At 38.6% G+C, this 17398-nt stretch carries 19 protein-coding genes; 4 read left to right on the forward strand and 15 right to left on the reverse strand.

Annotated elements, in window-relative coordinates; all coding sequences use genetic code 11:
• The first annotated feature begins 180 nt into the window (after window positions 1-180).
• Both pseB and pseC read left to right on the forward strand, forming a co-directional pair.
• A complete protein-coding gene (pseB, locus tag FJD32_RS06770) occupies window positions 181-1176 on the forward strand; it encodes a UDP-N-acetylglucosamine 4,6-dehydratase (inverting) (protein WP_069453257.1) in 996 nt (331 codons plus the stop codon).
• Window positions 1173-2324: a UDP-4-amino-4,6-dideoxy-N-acetyl-beta-L-altrosamine transaminase gene (gene pseC / locus FJD32_RS06775; protein WP_069453256.1), complete on the forward strand. Its 1152-nt coding sequence runs from the start codon at window positions 1173-1175 to the stop codon at window positions 2322-2324. The genes pseB and pseC overlap by 4 nt, the downstream gene beginning before the upstream one ends.
• A 4-nt stretch (window positions 2325-2328) precedes the next feature.
• Here the strand turns inward: pseC and FJD32_RS25040 are convergent, their stop codons facing one another.
• A complete protein-coding gene (locus FJD32_RS25040) occupies window positions 2329-3207 on the reverse strand; it encodes a class I SAM-dependent methyltransferase (RefSeq protein WP_140907347.1) in 879 nt (292 codons plus the stop codon).
• Window positions 3208-3285: 78 nt separating this feature from the next.
• Here FJD32_RS25040 and FJD32_RS06785 point away from each other — a divergent pair, with 78 nt between their 5' ends.
• Entirely contained in the window at window positions 3286-4494 is a 1209-nt protein-coding gene (locus tag FJD32_RS06785) for an IS4-like element IS10A family transposase (protein WP_001206290.1), read from the forward strand.
• Here FJD32_RS06785 and FJD32_RS06790 read toward each other — a convergent pair.
• Window positions 4473-4862 carry a hypothetical protein gene (locus FJD32_RS06790; protein WP_140906950.1) on the reverse strand — a complete coding sequence of 130 codons (390 nt, stop codon included), beginning with the start codon at window positions 4860-4862 and terminating at the stop codon, window positions 4473-4475. The genes FJD32_RS06785 and FJD32_RS06790 overlap by 22 nt on opposite strands.
• Window positions 4863-5755: 893 nt before the next feature.
• Here FJD32_RS06790 and FJD32_RS06795 point away from each other — a divergent pair.
• Window positions 5756-7366 (forward strand): IS1634-like element ISSpu7 family transposase, encoded by a 1611-nt coding sequence (locus FJD32_RS06795; protein WP_011787758.1) that lies wholly within the window; start codon window positions 5756-5758, stop codon window positions 7364-7366.
• A 1-nt stretch (window position 7367) separates the two neighbouring features.
• Here FJD32_RS06795 and FJD32_RS06800 read toward each other — a convergent pair whose 3' ends face one another.
• The 13 genes from FJD32_RS06800 to FJD32_RS06860 form a co-directional block, all read right to left on the reverse strand.
• Complete coding sequence (locus FJD32_RS06800) at window positions 7368-7793, reverse strand: class I SAM-dependent methyltransferase (protein WP_140907820.1); 426 nt, start codon at window positions 7791-7793, stop codon at window positions 7368-7370.
• Window positions 7794-7802: 9 nt separating this feature from the next.
• Window positions 7803-8531: an SDR family oxidoreductase gene (locus tag FJD32_RS06805; RefSeq protein ID WP_069453252.1), complete on the reverse strand. Its 729-nt coding sequence runs from the start codon at window positions 8529-8531 to the stop codon at window positions 7803-7805.
• A complete protein-coding gene (locus tag FJD32_RS06810; protein ID WP_069453251.1) occupies window positions 8531-9661 on the reverse strand; it encodes a class I adenylate-forming enzyme family protein in 1131 nt (376 codons plus the stop codon). Before FJD32_RS06810 ends, FJD32_RS06805 begins: the two co-directional genes overlap by 1 nt.
• The gene (locus tag FJD32_RS06815; RefSeq protein ID WP_069453250.1) at window positions 9661-9906 is read right to left on the reverse strand and encodes a hypothetical protein; all 246 of its coding nucleotides are present in this window, start codon (window positions 9904-9906) and stop codon (window positions 9661-9663) included. Before FJD32_RS06815 ends, FJD32_RS06810 begins: the two co-directional genes overlap by 1 nt.
• Window positions 9903-10469 (reverse strand): UDP-4-amino-4,6-dideoxy-N-acetyl-beta-L-altrosamine N-acetyltransferase, encoded by a 567-nt coding sequence (gene pseH, locus FJD32_RS06820; protein WP_023267091.1) that lies wholly within the window; start codon window positions 10467-10469, stop codon window positions 9903-9905. Before pseH ends, FJD32_RS06815 begins: the two co-directional genes overlap by 4 nt.
• 10 nt (window positions 10470-10479) lie before the next feature.
• Window positions 10480-11244 carry an SDR family oxidoreductase gene (locus tag FJD32_RS06825; protein ID WP_069453249.1) on the reverse strand — a complete coding sequence of 255 codons (765 nt, stop codon included), beginning with the start codon at window positions 11242-11244 and terminating at the stop codon, window positions 10480-10482.
• Window positions 11245-11255: 11 nt separating this feature from the next.
• Window positions 11256-11489: an acyl carrier protein gene (locus FJD32_RS06830; protein ID WP_023267093.1), complete on the reverse strand. Its 234-nt coding sequence runs from the start codon at window positions 11487-11489 to the stop codon at window positions 11256-11258.
• Between the two features lie 69 nt (window positions 11490-11558).
• Window positions 11559-12299, reverse strand: a complete 741-nt coding sequence (locus FJD32_RS06835) for a glycosyltransferase family protein (protein WP_069453248.1) — start codon at window positions 12297-12299, stop codon at window positions 11559-11561.
• A gap of 1 nt (window position 12300) precedes the next feature.
• Complete coding sequence (gene pseI, locus FJD32_RS06840; RefSeq protein ID WP_069453247.1) at window positions 12301-13374, reverse strand: pseudaminic acid synthase; 1074 nt, start codon at window positions 13372-13374, stop codon at window positions 12301-12303.
• Complete coding sequence (locus tag FJD32_RS06845) at window positions 13367-14482, reverse strand: aromatic ring-hydroxylating dioxygenase subunit alpha (RefSeq protein ID WP_069453246.1); 1116 nt, start codon at window positions 14480-14482, stop codon at window positions 13367-13369. Before FJD32_RS06845 ends, pseI begins: the two co-directional genes overlap by 8 nt.
• Window positions 14479-15537, reverse strand: a complete 1059-nt coding sequence (locus FJD32_RS06850; protein ID WP_069453245.1) for a hypothetical protein — start codon at window positions 15535-15537, stop codon at window positions 14479-14481. The genes FJD32_RS06845 and FJD32_RS06850 overlap by 4 nt, the downstream gene beginning before the upstream one ends.
• The gene (locus tag FJD32_RS06855) at window positions 15527-16276 is read right to left on the reverse strand and encodes an SDR family oxidoreductase (protein WP_069453244.1); all 750 of its coding nucleotides are present in this window, start codon (window positions 16274-16276) and stop codon (window positions 15527-15529) included. The genes FJD32_RS06850 and FJD32_RS06855 overlap by 11 nt, the downstream gene beginning before the upstream one ends.
• Window positions 16277-16278: 2 nt before the next feature.
• A complete protein-coding gene (locus FJD32_RS06860) occupies window positions 16279-17370 on the reverse strand; it encodes a ketoacyl-ACP synthase III (protein ID WP_069453243.1) in 1092 nt (363 codons plus the stop codon).
• Window positions 17371-17398 lie beyond the last annotated feature (28 nt).

Consider the following 17398-nt stretch of genomic DNA (forward strand, 5'->3'; position numbering starts at 1 on the left):
TGAAAAACTACATATATTATATATAGTTGCCTAAGATATGTTTGTAGGTCGCACCATGAACGTCAACATTTGATCATGCACAGAGTTGGCAAGAATCTTGTATAGTTACTGTATTGAAGTATTTAATCATAAGTGTCGCAAGTAGTTAATTGAAGCTAACAATCTTGAGTGGGGAACTCTATGTTTGATAATAAAACAATTTTGATTACGGGTGGCACGGGGTCATTTGGGCAAAAATACACCAAAACCATTCTCGAACGGTATAAACCGAAGCGGTTGATCATTTTTTCTCGAGATGAATTAAAGCAGTATGAGATGCAGCAAGTGTTTAACGCGCCATGTATGCGTTATTTTATCGGTGATGTGCGCGATGGTGATCGCCTAAAGCAAGCCTTTAAAGATGTGGATTTTGTGATCCATGCCGCCGCACTTAAACAGGTTCCCGCTGCCGAATACAACCCGATGGAATGCATAAAAACCAATATCCATGGAGCCGAAAATGTGATCCGGGCTGCCATCAGTAATAATGTTAAGAAGGTCATCGCCCTCTCAACAGACAAAGCCGCGAGTCCTATTAACCTATATGGTGCGACTAAGTTGGCCTCCGATAAGCTGTTTGTCGCTGCTAATAACGTTGTTGGAGACGGCCAAACTCGTTTTTCAGCAGTACGTTATGGTAATGTTGTGGGGTCACGTGGCTCAGTCGTACCTTTCTTTAAACAACTGATAGCTAATGGCGCGACTTCCTTGCCCATTACCCATCCCGATATGACACGTTTTTGGATTACTCTTCAGGATGGTGTTGATTTCGTTTTAAAAAACTTCTCCCGTATGCAGGGCGGAGAAATTTTCGTACCCAAAATTCCTTCCATACGCATCACTGATCTTGCCGCAGCCTATGGGCCAAGTTTGGAGCCGCAAATTGTAGGTATTCGTCCTGGGGAAAAAATGCATGAGGTTATGTGTCCAGGGGATGATTCCCATCATACGATTGAATTTGATGATCATTTTGTAATTACTCCCAGTATTATGTTCTTTGGTCGTGAGAATGACTATTCGAAAAATCTCTTAGGTGAGATAGGAAAACCTGTAAAGCAGGGCTTTGAATATCATTCGGGAAATAATCCACACTTTTTAAGTATTAGTGAAATACTGAATTTGGATTCTCAAGCATGATCCCATACGGTAAACAAGATATTAATCAGTCAGATATCGATGCAGTAGTTGATGTTCTATTGTCCGATTATTTAACTCAAGGGCCTAAAGTACCTGCATTTGAGTCTGCAGTTGCTTCCTATTGTTCAGCTCGCTATGGCATAGCGGTAAATAGTGCGACTTCCGCCTTACATATTGCATGTCTCGCTCTTGGGGTTGGGTCAAATGATTTAGTATGGACTTCTCCAATTTCCTTTGTCGCCTCGGCAAACTGTGCACTTTACTGTGGCGCTGAGATTGATTTTGTCGATGTGGATCCTCTAACGGGTAATCTCTGTCCAAATGCATTGGTAATTAAATTAGAACAAGCGGCTCGGATAGGAAAGCTCCCTAAGGTTGTTATCCCTGTACATTTATGTGGTCATAGTTGTGATATGGCAGCGATAGCAACTCTTGCTGAACAATATAACTTTCACATCATTGAAGATGCCTCGCATGGGATTGGTGGGAGCTATCATGGATACCCTTTGGGTAGCTGCCAATACTCTGATATTACCGTTTTTAGCTTTCACCCCGTCAAAATTATCACCAGCGCCGAAGGCGGTATGGCCATGACAAACAGCTCAAAATTAGCTGAGAAAATGGCCCTTTACCGCAGCCACGGTATCACTAAAGCCCCCGATAAAATGTTAAGACCTGATGAAGGGGACTGGTATTATGAACAGCATAGCCTAGGGTTCAATTATAGAATGACAGAACTGCAAGCGGCACTGGGTTTAAGTCAAATGTCTCGTATTGATGAGTTTGTTCAAGCAAGAAATAAACTTGCATCTGACTATATGAACTTATTAGACAATCTAGACCTTAAATTTGTTGTTCCCTCCAATGATGTGTACAGCGCTTATCATCTGTTTATTATAATGCTGAACGATTGTGAAAAACGTAAGATGATTTTTGATGAAATGCGTCAGGCAGGAGTCACTGCACATGTTCATTATTATCCAATCCATTTACAACCTTTTTACCTTCAAAAAGGTTTTAAAGAAGGGGATTATCCAAATGCAGAATTATATTATAAATCATGTTTAACACTCCCTCTTTATTCCAAACTTAATAAGGATGAGCTAGAATATATAGTTAAAAAAATATCTTACCTAATTAAAAGCTAATTTTTTATAATTCATAAGGATCTATTATTGTTGATGACCAATCGCGAGCAACTTTTTTCATTCTTTCCTTTGTTGGGTCATAGGTAGGGGTTAAAATCACCTCAAAAGTATTCTCTTCAAAAACTGTACTGGATAAAATCTTTTGTCCTAAGAACTGATGATTAGCAAGATTGTAATCATAAAGTAATATGCTTTTAGATTCTATATATTGATTTAAATCTCTATGGCTCGATACAAGATTGTAAAAGTCTCCTCCCACTCCCCAGAGATGTACAACTTTATTATTTTTTAAGCTACTTATAATCAAGTTATATAGATTAGTTAGATGTTTAGTGTACTGTGTGAATCTATCAATGACCAGAATATCTGAACAAGGGGTAATCACTTTTCTGCTATAATGCTTTCTCGTACATTTTTTTAGAAGTACTTGTAGTCTTGGGATATTTCCAGTAATTAATTGATTCGACTTTATTATCTTTAATCCGGCAAGATGTGCTATCATATCTAAAGAAGCTAATGTATAGTAGTGAATGTGTTGGCCATGAACGATATTTGTAGCGGCTATATTTTTTACATTAATTTTGGGGCTGCAATTAGGAACCTCAATGAAAATTAAACCTTCGTCATCCAGGTAATTAGCAATGTTGCTTAAATATTCAATAGGATTAACAATGTGTTCTAATACATGAGTACTTATTGCAATGTTGATTGGATTACTTGTAAAAAAAGATGAGATCTCACATAGATTATTTAGGTCAGCTGTAATATGGGTAATCGATTCTGATTGAGTATGATTATGAAAGTCGATGCTAGTTAAAACAGAACTATTAACTTTTTCATTTATCAGCTTTAGTGCTGAAGAATCCCCTGATGATTTACAAATAAATCATCAAATTAGGGTGGAAGCGCATCTTGTTGCATGATCAAATGGTTTCTCCAAAAACTACACTTGGACAACAAGATGCGCGAAGCCAATATCCTACAACATTCTTTACACCAATACTGCCCAGAACTTCACCTAAAACGATTAAACAGCTTGATGCTGGCCTCTAAGGCACTGATTGAATGTAAGACACTGACCTTGACTGAGTTAGGTCGAAATTTACCAACCACGGCCCGAACCAAGCACAACATCAAGCGCATTGATCGTTTGCTCGGCAACACGCATCTGCATCAAGAACGGTTAGCTGTCTACCAATGGCATGCCAGCCTCATCTGTTCTGGTAACCCTATGCCGATTGTGCTCGTCGATTGGTCAGACATCCGAGAGCATAAACGCATCATGGCTCTGCGCGCCTCAATAGCCTTCAATGGCCGCTCTATTACCCTGTATGAGAAGTCCTATCCCCTATCAGAACAATGCTCTAAGGCCTCCCACAACGGTTTTTTAGCGGACTTAGCCAAGATTTTACCTTTGCATGTTACCCCTCTCATCGTGACTGACGCGGGGTTCAAAGTGCCTTGGTACAAAGAGGTTGAGGCGCATGGTTGGTTTTGGCTAAGCCGTATTCGCGGTACAGTTCAATTTGCAGATATTGGCGCTGAAAATTGGCGTGCAGTTCGCAGTACACATGACTTGGCCAACGGTCAAGCGAAGAGCCTGGGTTGTAAGACCTTGACCAAAACTAACCCTATCAATTGCCATCTCACGCTTTATCGTAGCAAACCTAAGGGGCGTACAAATCAGCGTTCAACGAGGACTAATTGCCACCATCCATCGGCAAAAACGTACTCAACATCGGCGAAAGAGCCTTGGGTGTTAGCCAGCAATTTACCACCAGAATCTCGGAGCCCAAAGCAGCTGGTAAACCTGTACGCCAAACGTATGCAAATAGAGGAAACCTTTCGTGACCTCAAAAGCCCGGCATACGGCTTTGGCTTACGCCAAAGTCGTACCAACAGTCCAGAGCGATTCGACATCATCCTACTGATAGCGTTGATGGTTCAATGCCTGTTGTGGCTAGTTGGTTTACACGCACAGCAACAGGGCTGGGATAAGCATTTTCAGGCCAATACCATTGGGCATCGAACGGTACTCTCAACGATTCGCTTGGGATTGGAGGTACTCAGGCGGCCTGATTATCAAATCACGGAGAAAGAATTGCTGGCGGCCTGGGTATTATTCGCCAATCAGTTGCTCAAATATGGCTATGCTATGGCTGATTTATGAGGGGATCCTTCAGGCTTTAGTGTTGTTCCTGAACCAGCGCCAAAATCAGCAATGTGCAATCCCTCTCTCAGATGCTCATTAATAAACTCATACATCTGTAAATAAGGAGAGCATTCTAAAGTGAAGTCACACCACATATCTGGTTCAATATTATTAGAGAAGTATAATATCTTGAAAATATCATTTGTATAGTGATTCGTAATTTGAACGTGATTGCAATTGATGCACTTTCCAATATTAAAATCAATATTAATACGGCTAATTTCAATGCTTTCAGTGTTCCAAACCCCAGATTTTAATGCTGCCAAAATATTCCATTGACTATTTTGGCAAATGCCACATTTAACATAATTGCTCGATGATGCCATGTATCACTCCTTGTTAAAGAAATTCTTAGAAAAATTTTACATTTAGTCACACCTCTCATATTTAATTAATGATGTGTAAGTAATAATTTATTATATAGTCTATAAGGTTTTTTTTCAATCTAATAACAGTAGTCTATAATGCATAACTAAGAATAGCTTATCTTTTTATATGAAAATGGTATTCTAAGTTTGACTTTTATTCAATAAGGTATAAAGGTTTTAATTCACGATTCAGAATAAACCATTTTCATAATATTAATGTCTGAGTTATTTAAACGTTCTGCAAGATTTGATAGTGAATTATATACTGATATTAGTGTTTTTTTACAAAAAAGCGTTTAGGTTATTTTCAAAAAAGTATTTTTATAGCTATTCATTATTAATGAAGCTTGTGGATTTATGTAATTATTGAATAGTTGCTGTCTAATCGATTTTTAACCTGATGTTATTGCCGGTATCGTTAATAAATCTATAGTAAAATAATGAATATGCTGAAGATTGACTAAGTTACTCATTTCTATTTAAGGTCAGGGTGTTATAATGAGAAATCAGGAGCTTAAAAAGTTCCTTATTTTTAAGTCTATTTCCTATTTCCTATTTCCTATTTCCTATTTCCTATTTCTGTTAGAAATGAAATAGGATCTAATACATGTTATAGAACATGTGATGCTATAGCAAAATCAATAGTTTCAGCCCAATATGAATTATTAATATTAGTTAATTTATTTAAATTGAATTAAATGTATTCGAACGATTTATTATCCGTCATTCCGCAGCTAATTCCAGAATTTAAATAGTGTGATCTGGCGATCAGCTTTTCATAAAAACTACGACACCATCTTGACCGCGATCGACAGTTTTGCTCTATTACTGCTATTTGACGGTCTCAAAATATGTCTACCCATCCTGTTATTAAACGCTTAGATCACCTTGGTCTCATTGCCGCCTTTTGTCACGAAATTGGCCTGCCACGGATGATAGATGCCGTTATCCCAAAATATTCTGACCACAATGTTTCTCATGGTGACGCGGTATTGGCCATGCTCCTAAATGGACTTGGCTTTCATAGCAGAACACTGCACATGTTCTCGGACTTTTTTAAGACCAAGCCTGTATCTAAGCTACTCGCCAAAGACATTGAAGCACACCACCTGACTGATGATGTACTAGGCCGCACATTAGATGCTCTATACGAAGCCGATGTCTCAGCGCTCTATCAGGTTATTGCTGAGCGTGTTGTTGATAAACTGGGCTTGACGACCGATTCTGTTCATCTTGATATCACTAGCTTCCACGTTGATGGTGAGTATGCACAAGATGAAAACACCAACGTGATTAAGCTTGTAAGAGGTTATAGTCGGGATCATAGGCCAGAGCTTAACCAAGTCGTGCTTGAACTCATCTGTGAAAACCAAGCAGGTATTCCTGTTTACATGCAAGCACTGAGTGGTAACACCAATGATGCCAAGGCATTCGCTGAAGTCACTAAAAGACACATACATTGCCTAAAAGCCGCGCAAAATAGTCGTTACTTTATCGCTGATGCCGCTTTGTACACCGAAGAAAGCATCTCCTCGCTAGATGAGCAAAATCAAAAATTCATTACCCGTGTCCCCATGACCATCAAGCTCGCAAAACAAGCACTACTTGCGCTAGAGCCAGAGCAATTAAGCACTATCGGTCATGGCTACTCAGGATGTTGGATAGACTCGGATTACGGAAAGGTCAATCAACGTTGGTTGCTCGTTCACAGTGAACAGGCCACCAAGCGGGAAGAAATCACTTTCTTCAAGAACTTAGAGAAAAACATAGCAAAAGAAATCAAAGCGTTGGAAAAGCTAAGTAAAAAACCATTCGCTTGTGAAGTTGACGCAGAATTAGCGTTTAACGATTTCAAGAAACAATGTGACTTACTTGGGTTTGAACAAGGCACTCTCATCAAACAGCCGACTTACTCTCATTCGGGCCGCCCAAAGACAGATGAAGCACCGACAGGATACCAATACTTTATCGAAGCCGCCCCCTTCACCGACCTAGAAAAAGTAAAACTGGCTAAGCTCAAAGTAGGCATGTTTATCCTCGCGACGAATGACACCGACAATGAAGCACTCACCATGGCGGCTCTTCTAGCACATTACAAATCGCAACAAAAAGTCGAGCGCGGCTTCCGTTTTCTAAAAAGCCCTGAGTTTTTAACCTCTTCCATCTTCTTGAAAAAGCCTGAGCGCATTGAAGCGTTGCTAATGATAATGACGTTGAGCTTGCTTGTTTACGCTAGTTTAGAACACAAAATCAGAGAACAACTCGCACAAACCGAAGCGTTCTTCCCAAGTATGGTAAAGAACAAGACGACCTCCAGACCGACGGCACGTTGGGTCTTCTTGCAATTCGAAGGCATAGATACGCTAGAGATTAACGGCCAAAGGTTCATCACTGGACTTCAAGATCACCAAACACAACTACTCAAATTACTCGGTAGATTCTATGAGGTAGTTTATTCCTAAATTAGCTGCGGAATGTCGGATTATCACATCGTTTATTAAAATCGATACCAATTAAAGTGCTAGTGGGATATATTTCTCTTGCTATTTTTAACAACTTCCCGTCTCCGCAGCCAAAGTCTACGATAACATTAGGTGAGATAAGTGGGGAAGAAAAATTAAGCATGTCCATATAGGGAACATTCGACATTATATGTTCCTCATCCCACATGACTGCTTCTTGCGCGGAATGAAAATAAAGTTGGTCTAACAGAGATTGAGTATATTCAATACTAACTTGAACATGTCCACAATCATTACATCTTGATAGAGGATAGTTGTTATATTGGCGCTCTAAAGTGTGAAAAACTTGATGCCAGAGACCAAATGTGATTTCTGAAAAATCAGTCCATTCTGATTTTCCACATAGTTGACACTTTATTCTATACATGCTGGTGTCCTAATTTGTAATTCCGCCATCAATAGTAATAGTCTGGCCAGTAATAAAGGATGCACCATCGGATAGTAAGAAGCCGACTAGAGGTGTTATGTCATCCACATGACCAAGCCTGTGCATTGGTGTTCGACGAATAATTTGCTCGCGTTTTTTATCACTTAGAGTAGATGACATTTCGGTATCTAAATATCCAGGGGCAATAGAATTAACAGTTATATTTCGTCGTCCATTTTCTCTAGCCAGTGCCCTTGTTAAACCATCTAATCCTGCTTTTGATGCAGAGTATGCGGCTAGACCAGTATAACCACGGCTTCCTATAATTGAACTAATGTTTATAATTCTTCCAGCACTATTTTGTCTTAAAAATATACGCAGGGCCTCGCGAGCTAAATAAATAGCGCCATGTAAATTTACTTGTAATAAAGAATCAGTTTCTATATTAGGAAATGTCGCTAAAATTCCTTCCTTTGCTATACCTGCATTATTAATAACACCCCAAAGTTTGGCTTCATTAGCCCAGGCGCATGCTTCTCTAACAAATTCAGCAGTTTGTTCTGCGTTACCTATTTCGACTTGAAACCATTGAAAAGTTGAATGTTGGGAAAGTAATTCATCAATTGCGGAGTTTTTTTGTCGGCTACAAGTTGAAACTGTATAGTTTTCGGAAAGAAGATACTTAACTATCGCTAATCCAAGTCCTTTACTTCCGCCTGTCACAATAACATGCTTCATTATACTTTCCTTAATTTCTTTCCTGCTTCAGTCAAAGAGATATTTGTTACGAAGGTTACAATTCGAGGCTTTTCTGCATTGTCTAAATTATTATTTAGAGTGGCTAATGCTGCTCTCACTTTAGATTCATCATGTGTGGCAATTTCGGCACAAACAATCGCATTTGTGATAGGGTTACTCTTGGCATAGACTCTTGCGTCGATAACTTCATCTATTGAAAGGATTTTTTGTTCAATATCTTCTAGATTAACTTTGACACCGCCGATATTGACAATGTTGTCTTCTCTGCCAATAAAATATACACGATTGCCAATTATTTTTACTGTATCGCCTGTTTTAATTGTGATATCTTTTTTATGTAAAACTAATGACTCATCAAAAGTTAATTCCCATCCATTTAAATGTGAGTTTCTCCACTCTAATGGAAATCCTGCAATTCCATCTTTGACTGTGAAAACTACACCTGCTTCAGTTGTTGCATAGATATGCCTTAATTTAGCATCTGGGAATGTATTTTTTAGGGTATCTAGAATTGCTTGAGTCGCAATTTCACCACCTAAAGTGATAATTTTAAGTGGTGGAAGTTGTTTCGTCCATGACAGCAACAAACTTCGTATTAGTGATGGAGTTGCGCTGATAGCATCAATATTATATTGGCATGCAAGTTGAGCTTTTTTAGTCACGTTTGCATCTACATCAACGACAAGCACATTATTTGAAATAACAGCTTGTAATATAACCTGTAGACCAGCAAAGCTCATTGGGTGATAGCACAAAAGCCACCTAGAGTTATTTTTTGATTGGTTAGTTCTTGGTAATAGATCACTCAATAGATGGAATATTAGCTTTGGTGTACCTGTTGTACCTGAAGTAAATAATCCGACAGAAAAATTTTTTGGGATATTATGGAAGTTAATCTGTTGATTAGTTCTGTTAAAAATTACAGGTATATCAAGATGCTGTCCAACATAAAGGGCGTGAAGCATTTTTGATACGAGTTTTTCATTATCAGAGGAGCAATTAACTACTATAGAGGTTAAATCTTTATTATATGGTAACTCAACAATCTTATCTAAAGTATAGGTAACATTGTTTTCAATTAGATTGAATTTACCATTTTGTTCAAACATTAAGAATTCGCCTCTGTGTAAAGACTAATCAGCTCATCAACAGTATGGAAGGTTTTAAAACCGTCTCTAAATGGATCTAAACCAGTTGAAATTTCTAATGAAACTATCAAAGTTGCTAGATCTAATGAATCCATAGGTAAGTCATTTAGAAACTCGCTATTGAGGGTTATTGTTGGGCAGTCAACACCCTTTTCCGTGATAATTTTACGAGTCTCTTCTATTATTAAATTCTTTAGATTTTTCATGCAGAGTTCCAGTCATTAAATGATTTTGATATTTTATCTAATGTGAAATGTTGTTTTTGATTGATCCAATCTTCTCTAAGTTGTTCGAAAATGTAAACGTCTAAAAACTGGCCATTTTTAAAAATATGCTGCTTTAGTTGGCCTACAAGTCTAGTTTTATGCAACTTTTGCAACTTGACCACTTTGTCATTAGCATCTAAAACATGGTTGACAATCTTGTTAAAATTTAACTGGTGAAAAACATAATTACAAATATAAGTATGCATTGTCACACCATATTTTAGTCTCGCATGCCGTTCATAGATATACGAACCTGTACTACAACGTCGATGGAAATAATCAATGTCACTGAAGCATAAAAAACCTATTGATGAACCGTCATCTTGAATCATGTAACCTCGGTAGTCTTTGCGATCTTTTAAAGACCTTATCCAAGTTCGTTGTTTCTCGATCGATGGTTCGACTAGATCTGTGAACATATGCTTTGTTATCTCTGGCGTTGTACGCCATTTCAATAATAATTCAGCATCTGTTTCATCTATACGTTTAAAGTTTAGTGCCATGCTTTACTTCTTAGTTTGCAAGATAACCACCCTCTACCGGCAATGTTATCGCATTAATCCATTTTGCCGCATCACTTATCAGAAAGGCGACAGCATTCGCTACGTCTTCTGGTTGTCCAATACCCATCGGATGTTGGTCTAACATATGTTGGAATTGAGATTCAGTCATACTCTCTTTAGTTCGCTGTGCCATTTCAGTGGCTATTAATGCAGGAGCAACACAGTTAACTCTAATATTATCTCTAAGTAATTCCATTGCTAATCCACGCGTAAGTGACATTAAACCCGCTTTACTCGCTCCGTAGATTGTATTACCAGTCTGGCCAATAAGGCCTGCTATAGATGATACAAACACGATAGAACCCTGTTTGCTTCTATCACGCTTCGTGCGAAATCCTTTGGCAATAGCCATAGCACTGGCAAGATTTACGTGCATAGTTTGGTCAAAAAATGCTTGGTCGAATAGGCGTATCGGTTTTGTTTCTTGAATTCCTGCGCAGTGCACAAAACTATCAAAGTAACCTTCGGTTTTAGTTAAAGATTTAAACCAGTCATATAGCTCGTCGGTTTTTGCCATATCAAACACTGCAATTGAATGGCCTTCGCCTGACATTAACGCTAGGGTTTGATTAAGTTGCTCAACTTGGCGTCCATTGAGAACAACTCGAGCGCCAAGTTGGGATAGTAATATAGCACAGGCACGACCAATTCCTTTGGATGCTCCTGTGACTAAAATACGTTTCCCACTTAAATCCATGGGATTGTTTAACGTCATGGCTATAAACCTTAAACAGAGAGATGCTCTTGTACTAGTGCAACAAGATCATCTACAGTCTTGATTTGTTCCAATTTGTCACCCTGAATGACAATGTCAAAATGTTCATCTGCCATGGCGATAATGCTTAAAAATGCTAATGAATCCCATTGTTCTATATCCAGTAATACTTCATTTCCTTTAAGTGTATTGGTGTCTAGTTCTAAAATTTCTTCAAGTTGATTTAAAAATTCTTGCTTGTTCATAGTATTTACCTTCTGTTGCTTTATATAGGAGAATATTTTTCTATCGGCCTAAAACCAAAACTTTTGAGTTTAATGGACTGTTTTTTGTATTACACCAGAGTTTAGCAAGGCTATTTCTGGGTGCGAGGCTAATAAATTACAGATCTTCTCAGAGCTCGAATGCAACCAGTCTTTGCCTAACTTATTGATTAATTGATTTATTAGCTCTAAATCATCTGCTTCGTCTACACAGAGACGGTATTGGCTCCATTTTACGTTACCTGACTCAATCGGTACTATCGTCATGTTGGGTTGACTGTATAGGTATAGCGTTACATGTTCTCGCTCTGCTGGTTTAGTTGCAAAGTTATACGCCTTAGTGAGATTCTCCATACTGAAGACTTCAACGTCAAAGCCACGAGGGAAGTAATCTAAGCTAACATGTGTGTATTGATTGCTAGCGCCTTTCATATGCATCAACACTGTTTCGTCGATTAGTTGTCCCGAAACAAGTGGGCAGTCAGCTGTTAATCTAATAATAATATCTTCAGGTTGAGCATTTAACTGAAGCGCTGCCAGATAAAATCGCGAAAGCACATCGTCTTCGTTTCCACAAAAGAAAAGATGATTATTCTCTATACAAAAATCGACAATAGGGTGATCACGTTCACTATCCGTTGTGGCAATTATATGATGATCAATGAGTGTAGATTCATGCACTCGTGAAACATGATATTCGAGCATTGGTTTACCATTGATCATCGCTAACACTTTGCCAGGTAATCGACTAGAACCCATTCTTGCTTGGCTTATACATATCACTTTTGGCATTTTAAGGTGCCTTTTTAAGAGGAATGCTTAGGTGTTGTTCCGATAGCGCTGTACCAAAAGGGATATCCATTACGGCCTGTTGTCCTAAAACCTGTGGCAAATAACGAGTATGTAATCCCTTTGCCGGACGTACTGAGCGAACATTTTGTTCAGTAAATATCTCGCCTTTTTTGATATTTTTGCAAACATATAATGAACGTCTGTACTCGCGTCCTCCTTGCTCACTGGGTTTTATATCATAACCTGCCATCCCAAGAGCGCTATAGGCTTTAGTGGTTTCCTGCTTAAGTAGAATAAACTCATCTGGTTCTAGCGAAAAAGCAGCATCAACTGAACCATCTGTTTTATCAAGTGTAAAATGCTTTTCTATGATAGATGCACCTAGAGCTACTGCTGTAATTGCGGCAGTATTGTCGACCGTGTGATCACTTAGACCAATAGGGAAGTCGAATCTTTGACATAAATCGGAAATGGTTCTCAAGTTACAATCTTCGATTGGAGTTGGGTACCCACTAATACAGTGTAATAAAGCAAGTTGAGTGCCTCCAGCATTCGCAATGGCGGTTACGGCCTCATTGATCTCTTCTAGTGTAGCAAGCCCCGTTGACATAATTATTGGTTTACCTGTTTTGGCTATAGCAGTGATTAATCCAATGTCATTAATTTCAAATGATGCAACTTTATATGCAGGGCAGTTAAGTGATTCAAGTAAGTCAATGGCAGTCTTATCAAATGGAGATGAAAATAACGTTATGTTATTTTTTTTTGCTCGCTGAAACAATTCTTCATGCCATTCCCATGGTGTGTGAGCTTCTTGGTATAAATCATAGAGAGTACGACCCGCCCAAAGCCCACCTTCTAACCTAAATTCAGGGCCATTGTGGTTAAGTGTTATTGTTTCAGCACTATAGGTTTGAATCTTGATAGCATCTACACCTGTTGAGGCAGCCCTATCTATCATGGTAAGTGCTTGAGATAGATCTCCTTTATGATTACCTGATAATTCGGCAATCACATAAGGTGGTTTAAGAGAACAGATTTCTCTGCCTTGAATGAATATACTTGGCTTAAACATGCTTTATAATTCCAGTAGGTTTATTTATATCCTCCCTCCAAGCACTATGAAAGTAACGGATTCGATCTTCGCATTTACCGAGTAAGCCTGGAGTATTATTACAGGTCATATTGCTTTGGCAAGATTCAGCTACAATTCTGTCTTCTTCTAAAATAGTATGATTAAATTTTGTGAAGTTCATACAAACTGCAGCTTTTAATGCTTCACTTGATTTAATTTCGCTTGGTGGATTTATCATCCTCAAACGGAAATTTAAAAGGGTCGTTACTGAATCTACAGGTTCATAAGTTTGTAATGACATGAGTGAACCATTTGTTAACCCAATGGCAAGATTCGGGTAAATAAAAAAATGATTATACTCATCAAATTTATCATGTGGGTTAATTTTCAAATGTTTTCTCGCGCCATTCCACCATTTATGGGTCGCTTCTTGTAACGGCGTATTGCCTGTGGTATGCCCGTTGAAATAATGAATTTCACATTCTGCTCTAGCAAATTTTGCAAAAGTTTCTGGATGAGTACCTGCAACATGATAAACTTCTAAAACAGTCTCGCAAGCTAATTTCCAGTTCGTTTTCCAGCTATAAATGCCTTCTTGAATATGATCATTAAAATCTGTTGATATTGTTTCTAATATAGAAAAGTACGGTCCTAAAAATTCTGATAAAGAGGGACCAGTTTGACTTACTCTAACGAAAAGCAGTTCACCACAACGCTCGAGCGCGAATTTTTTTAGAGATAAATGTTTTTTTGTTGCCTCATTTAACCCAAAATCTGTTTTATTTTGTGGAACACCGGCTAATGCTCCATTGCTTTTGTAACTCCAGCAATGATATGGGCATATTAGCGAGCGGTTACCTTTTTTTTCTTGCTGAAGTTTAGCTTTTCTGTGACTGCATATATTCAATAGTGCAGAAAGTTCGCCATTGAAGTTTTGAACAAGAATCGGCGTATTACCAATTGTAATCGTGATGAAATCATTATTTTTTGATAGTTCATCTCTAAAGCCAACAAAAATCCAATTATTCTCGAATACTGCGAACTTTTCTTGTTCAAATGTATTCGTGGCGTAGTAATATACTGGATGTAGTGATTCCGTAGTAATCATTGTTGTTCCTGCTCAGTTTTTAAGCCAATAAGTAGCTTCTGGATAATACGTTGGCAGCCTTTCGAGTCAATTAATTGGCGAGCTTGCTCACTCATACGTTCTCTTTTGCATATATCATGCCAGAGATTGGTGGCTTCTTCAGATACTTTGTCAAGCAAAGAAAATGTTCTTTTGCATTTTACTTCCGACGTACAGGCAGATCTGAGATCGATAGCAAAATACCAAGTGTTGTTTAACGGCGACTCTAATGCAGGTGTTTGATTATCTACAGTTATCAATGCGATTGTCGGAACTCCCATCGATGCCAGCTCTCCAAGAGTCCCCCCTGCAGCTGATATCGCTAATCCGGCTTCTACCATGATACTTGCTACAGATGCTGGATTATAAATTAAGCTAAAATTGCTATATTGTTGTTGTAATTGTTCTAAATTTAACTGATCTTGATGCTGTTTTCCTAATAGTAGTTGAATTGTTGTCCCTGAAAGACGGGATAGCAAACTCTTTGATAAAGGGTACGCGAGGGATTTACTATCAGTACCACCTAATGTAATAAGTATATTTTTTCTTTCATTGAGTGGTTTAAAAGAACATATTGAGAACTCTTTTCTAAGATATGTATATTTTGGACCTAAACAAAATTGGGAAGATGGAAAACGTTTGGCGTAACTTTCTAAATTGGCATTTGGTGCAGGATTTATCACTAGGTCAACAAAATACTTTGAGCAGTCTAGTCCATCATCAAGCTTAACTTTAAATAATTTTAGCTGTTCTAATGTGTGCCATTCACCTGATGTTAGATCATAATCGTCTATAAAGATAACGGACGCAGAAAAGGATGATAACTCGTTAAAAGCAAGCGGCGAGGAAAGAATTCGGGTTGAGAATCCTTCTTCTTTAAGTTTATCTAATAAAGCATCTGGACAGGTTTTATAGATAAAAAGTATTTGGAAATAAGCTTTAGCAGCTTGAGCAAGTGCAAATAAGCGCATGATATGCCCAGCACCAATTTTATGGCTACTATTACCATAAAAAACACATAGAGGTTTAGCCAGCAAGAAAGCCACCGTCTACCGCGAGAGTACTTCCCGTAATCTTGTTACTCATATCACTTAATAAAAAATATACGCAGTTAGCAACATCCTCCGGTTCACTTAAACCTAGCGGATGTGAAGCGAGAAGCATTGATGTTTGCTGTTCTCCAATTGTTAAAAATTGCTTATTTGATTTTGCTCCTTTTACAATTGCTGGAGCAACACAATTAACCCTTATTGATTTTGATGCAAGTTCTAATGCTGCCGATTTGGTCAGTGAGGTAAGTGCTGCTTTTGATGCTGCATATAAAGTGCGTGCTTTTAACCCTCGTTGACCCGCTGCTGATCCAATATAAACAAAGCTTGCCCCTGGCACAAAGTGTTTTTGCCGAGAAAAAGCGGCTGTAAGCATGACTGCTGCGGAAAAGTTAATGTCGAAATAATCTCTGATCTGTTTTGGGGAAATATTTCGAAGCGGACTGTATCCTTGAAAACTAGCATTGTGAATAAACCCATCGATCGGTCCATATTTTTCAACTATTGTCATCGCGAGAGAATTGATATGATCCAGTTGGCTCAGATCGAACGGAATCACATAATGCTCGTTGCCTAATTGTGCTTTTGTTTGTTGTAAGGGCTCTTCTCTACGACCTACAAGAATTAGTTTAGCACCTTCAGCATCCAATTTTTGGCAGATGGCAAAGCCTATTTCAGAGTCAATTGCTGCGCCTGTAACTAGGTATTGCTTATTCTTCATATTCATTTTTATTGTTGCACCAAAGAAAGTGGCTCGAAATCATCTTCAATTTCAATTATTTCTGGCGACACAATGGGGCCTATATCCGTGATTATTGCTCCCCAAGACCAACCAACACCAAATCCTCCTAACATTACCTTTTTAGTTTGATTATCAAAAAAATGTTGAAGCTTATGACATATGGCTAATGGCACTGATGCACTTGAAGTATTGCCAAAATCTTTCATATCTATGAGATACTTATCACCCTGGATTTTTGATTTTTTTCTGAGGTGTTCGAGGATAAACTGGTTGGCTTGATGCATAACAACCATATCAAGCTCATCAACTATTAGATTGGCTAATCTAAGAGTATCTTTTACGAGTTGAGGTACGACTTTCAATGTGAATGAAAATACAGCCGCTCCATTAAGATATAGACGAGAGTCATTATAGAGTCGTTTTTCTTCTTCTTCTGATCTTGGCGTTAATTCTGGTATGGTAGGATTACGCCTCCCGCCCGCTTTTACGGCAATATGCTGTCCACCAGTGCCATCTGTCCCAAAAATCGCATATGAATTAGGCCAATTCTCATCATATTCAAGAGCAGTAGCTACTCCTGCATCACCAAACAAAGGAAGCGTACCGCGATCTTCAGGGAGTAGGTGTCGGCTTGATGTATCTCCACAAAGTACTAAAGCACGCTTACCATTTGAGCTGTTTAGTAACTGACTAGCGATCCAAGTTCCATAGACAAAACCAGAACAACCTAAACTAACATCAAGGCATGCAGAAGAAGTTGGAAGTCCTAATCTGTTTTGAATTAAGCAGGCTGTTGAGGGAAGCGCATAGTCGGCATCTTGCGATACGTAAATGAGAACATCCACCGATTCTGGTGACCAGTTCAAGCGTTGAAGTAAAACCTCTGCGGCAGCAATACACATATCAGATGCACAAAGATGTGGAGGTAAAATCCGGCGACTATGTATCCCTGTGCTAGCATATATTTTATCTGCTTCTTCTTGAGTAAAGATCTCTGGAGTTTCAACATAGGAATGCCTATGGGGAGGCACGGCAGCTTGCATTCCTGCAATTTTGACTGATTTGATCACGGCTTCCATAAATAACCTTGTTGAAGTAAGAATGGGT

The sequence above is a fragment of the Shewanella sp. LC6 genome (genome assembly GCF_006385735.2).
Lineage (GTDB): Bacteria > Pseudomonadota > Gammaproteobacteria > Enterobacterales > Shewanellaceae > Shewanella > Shewanella xiamenensis.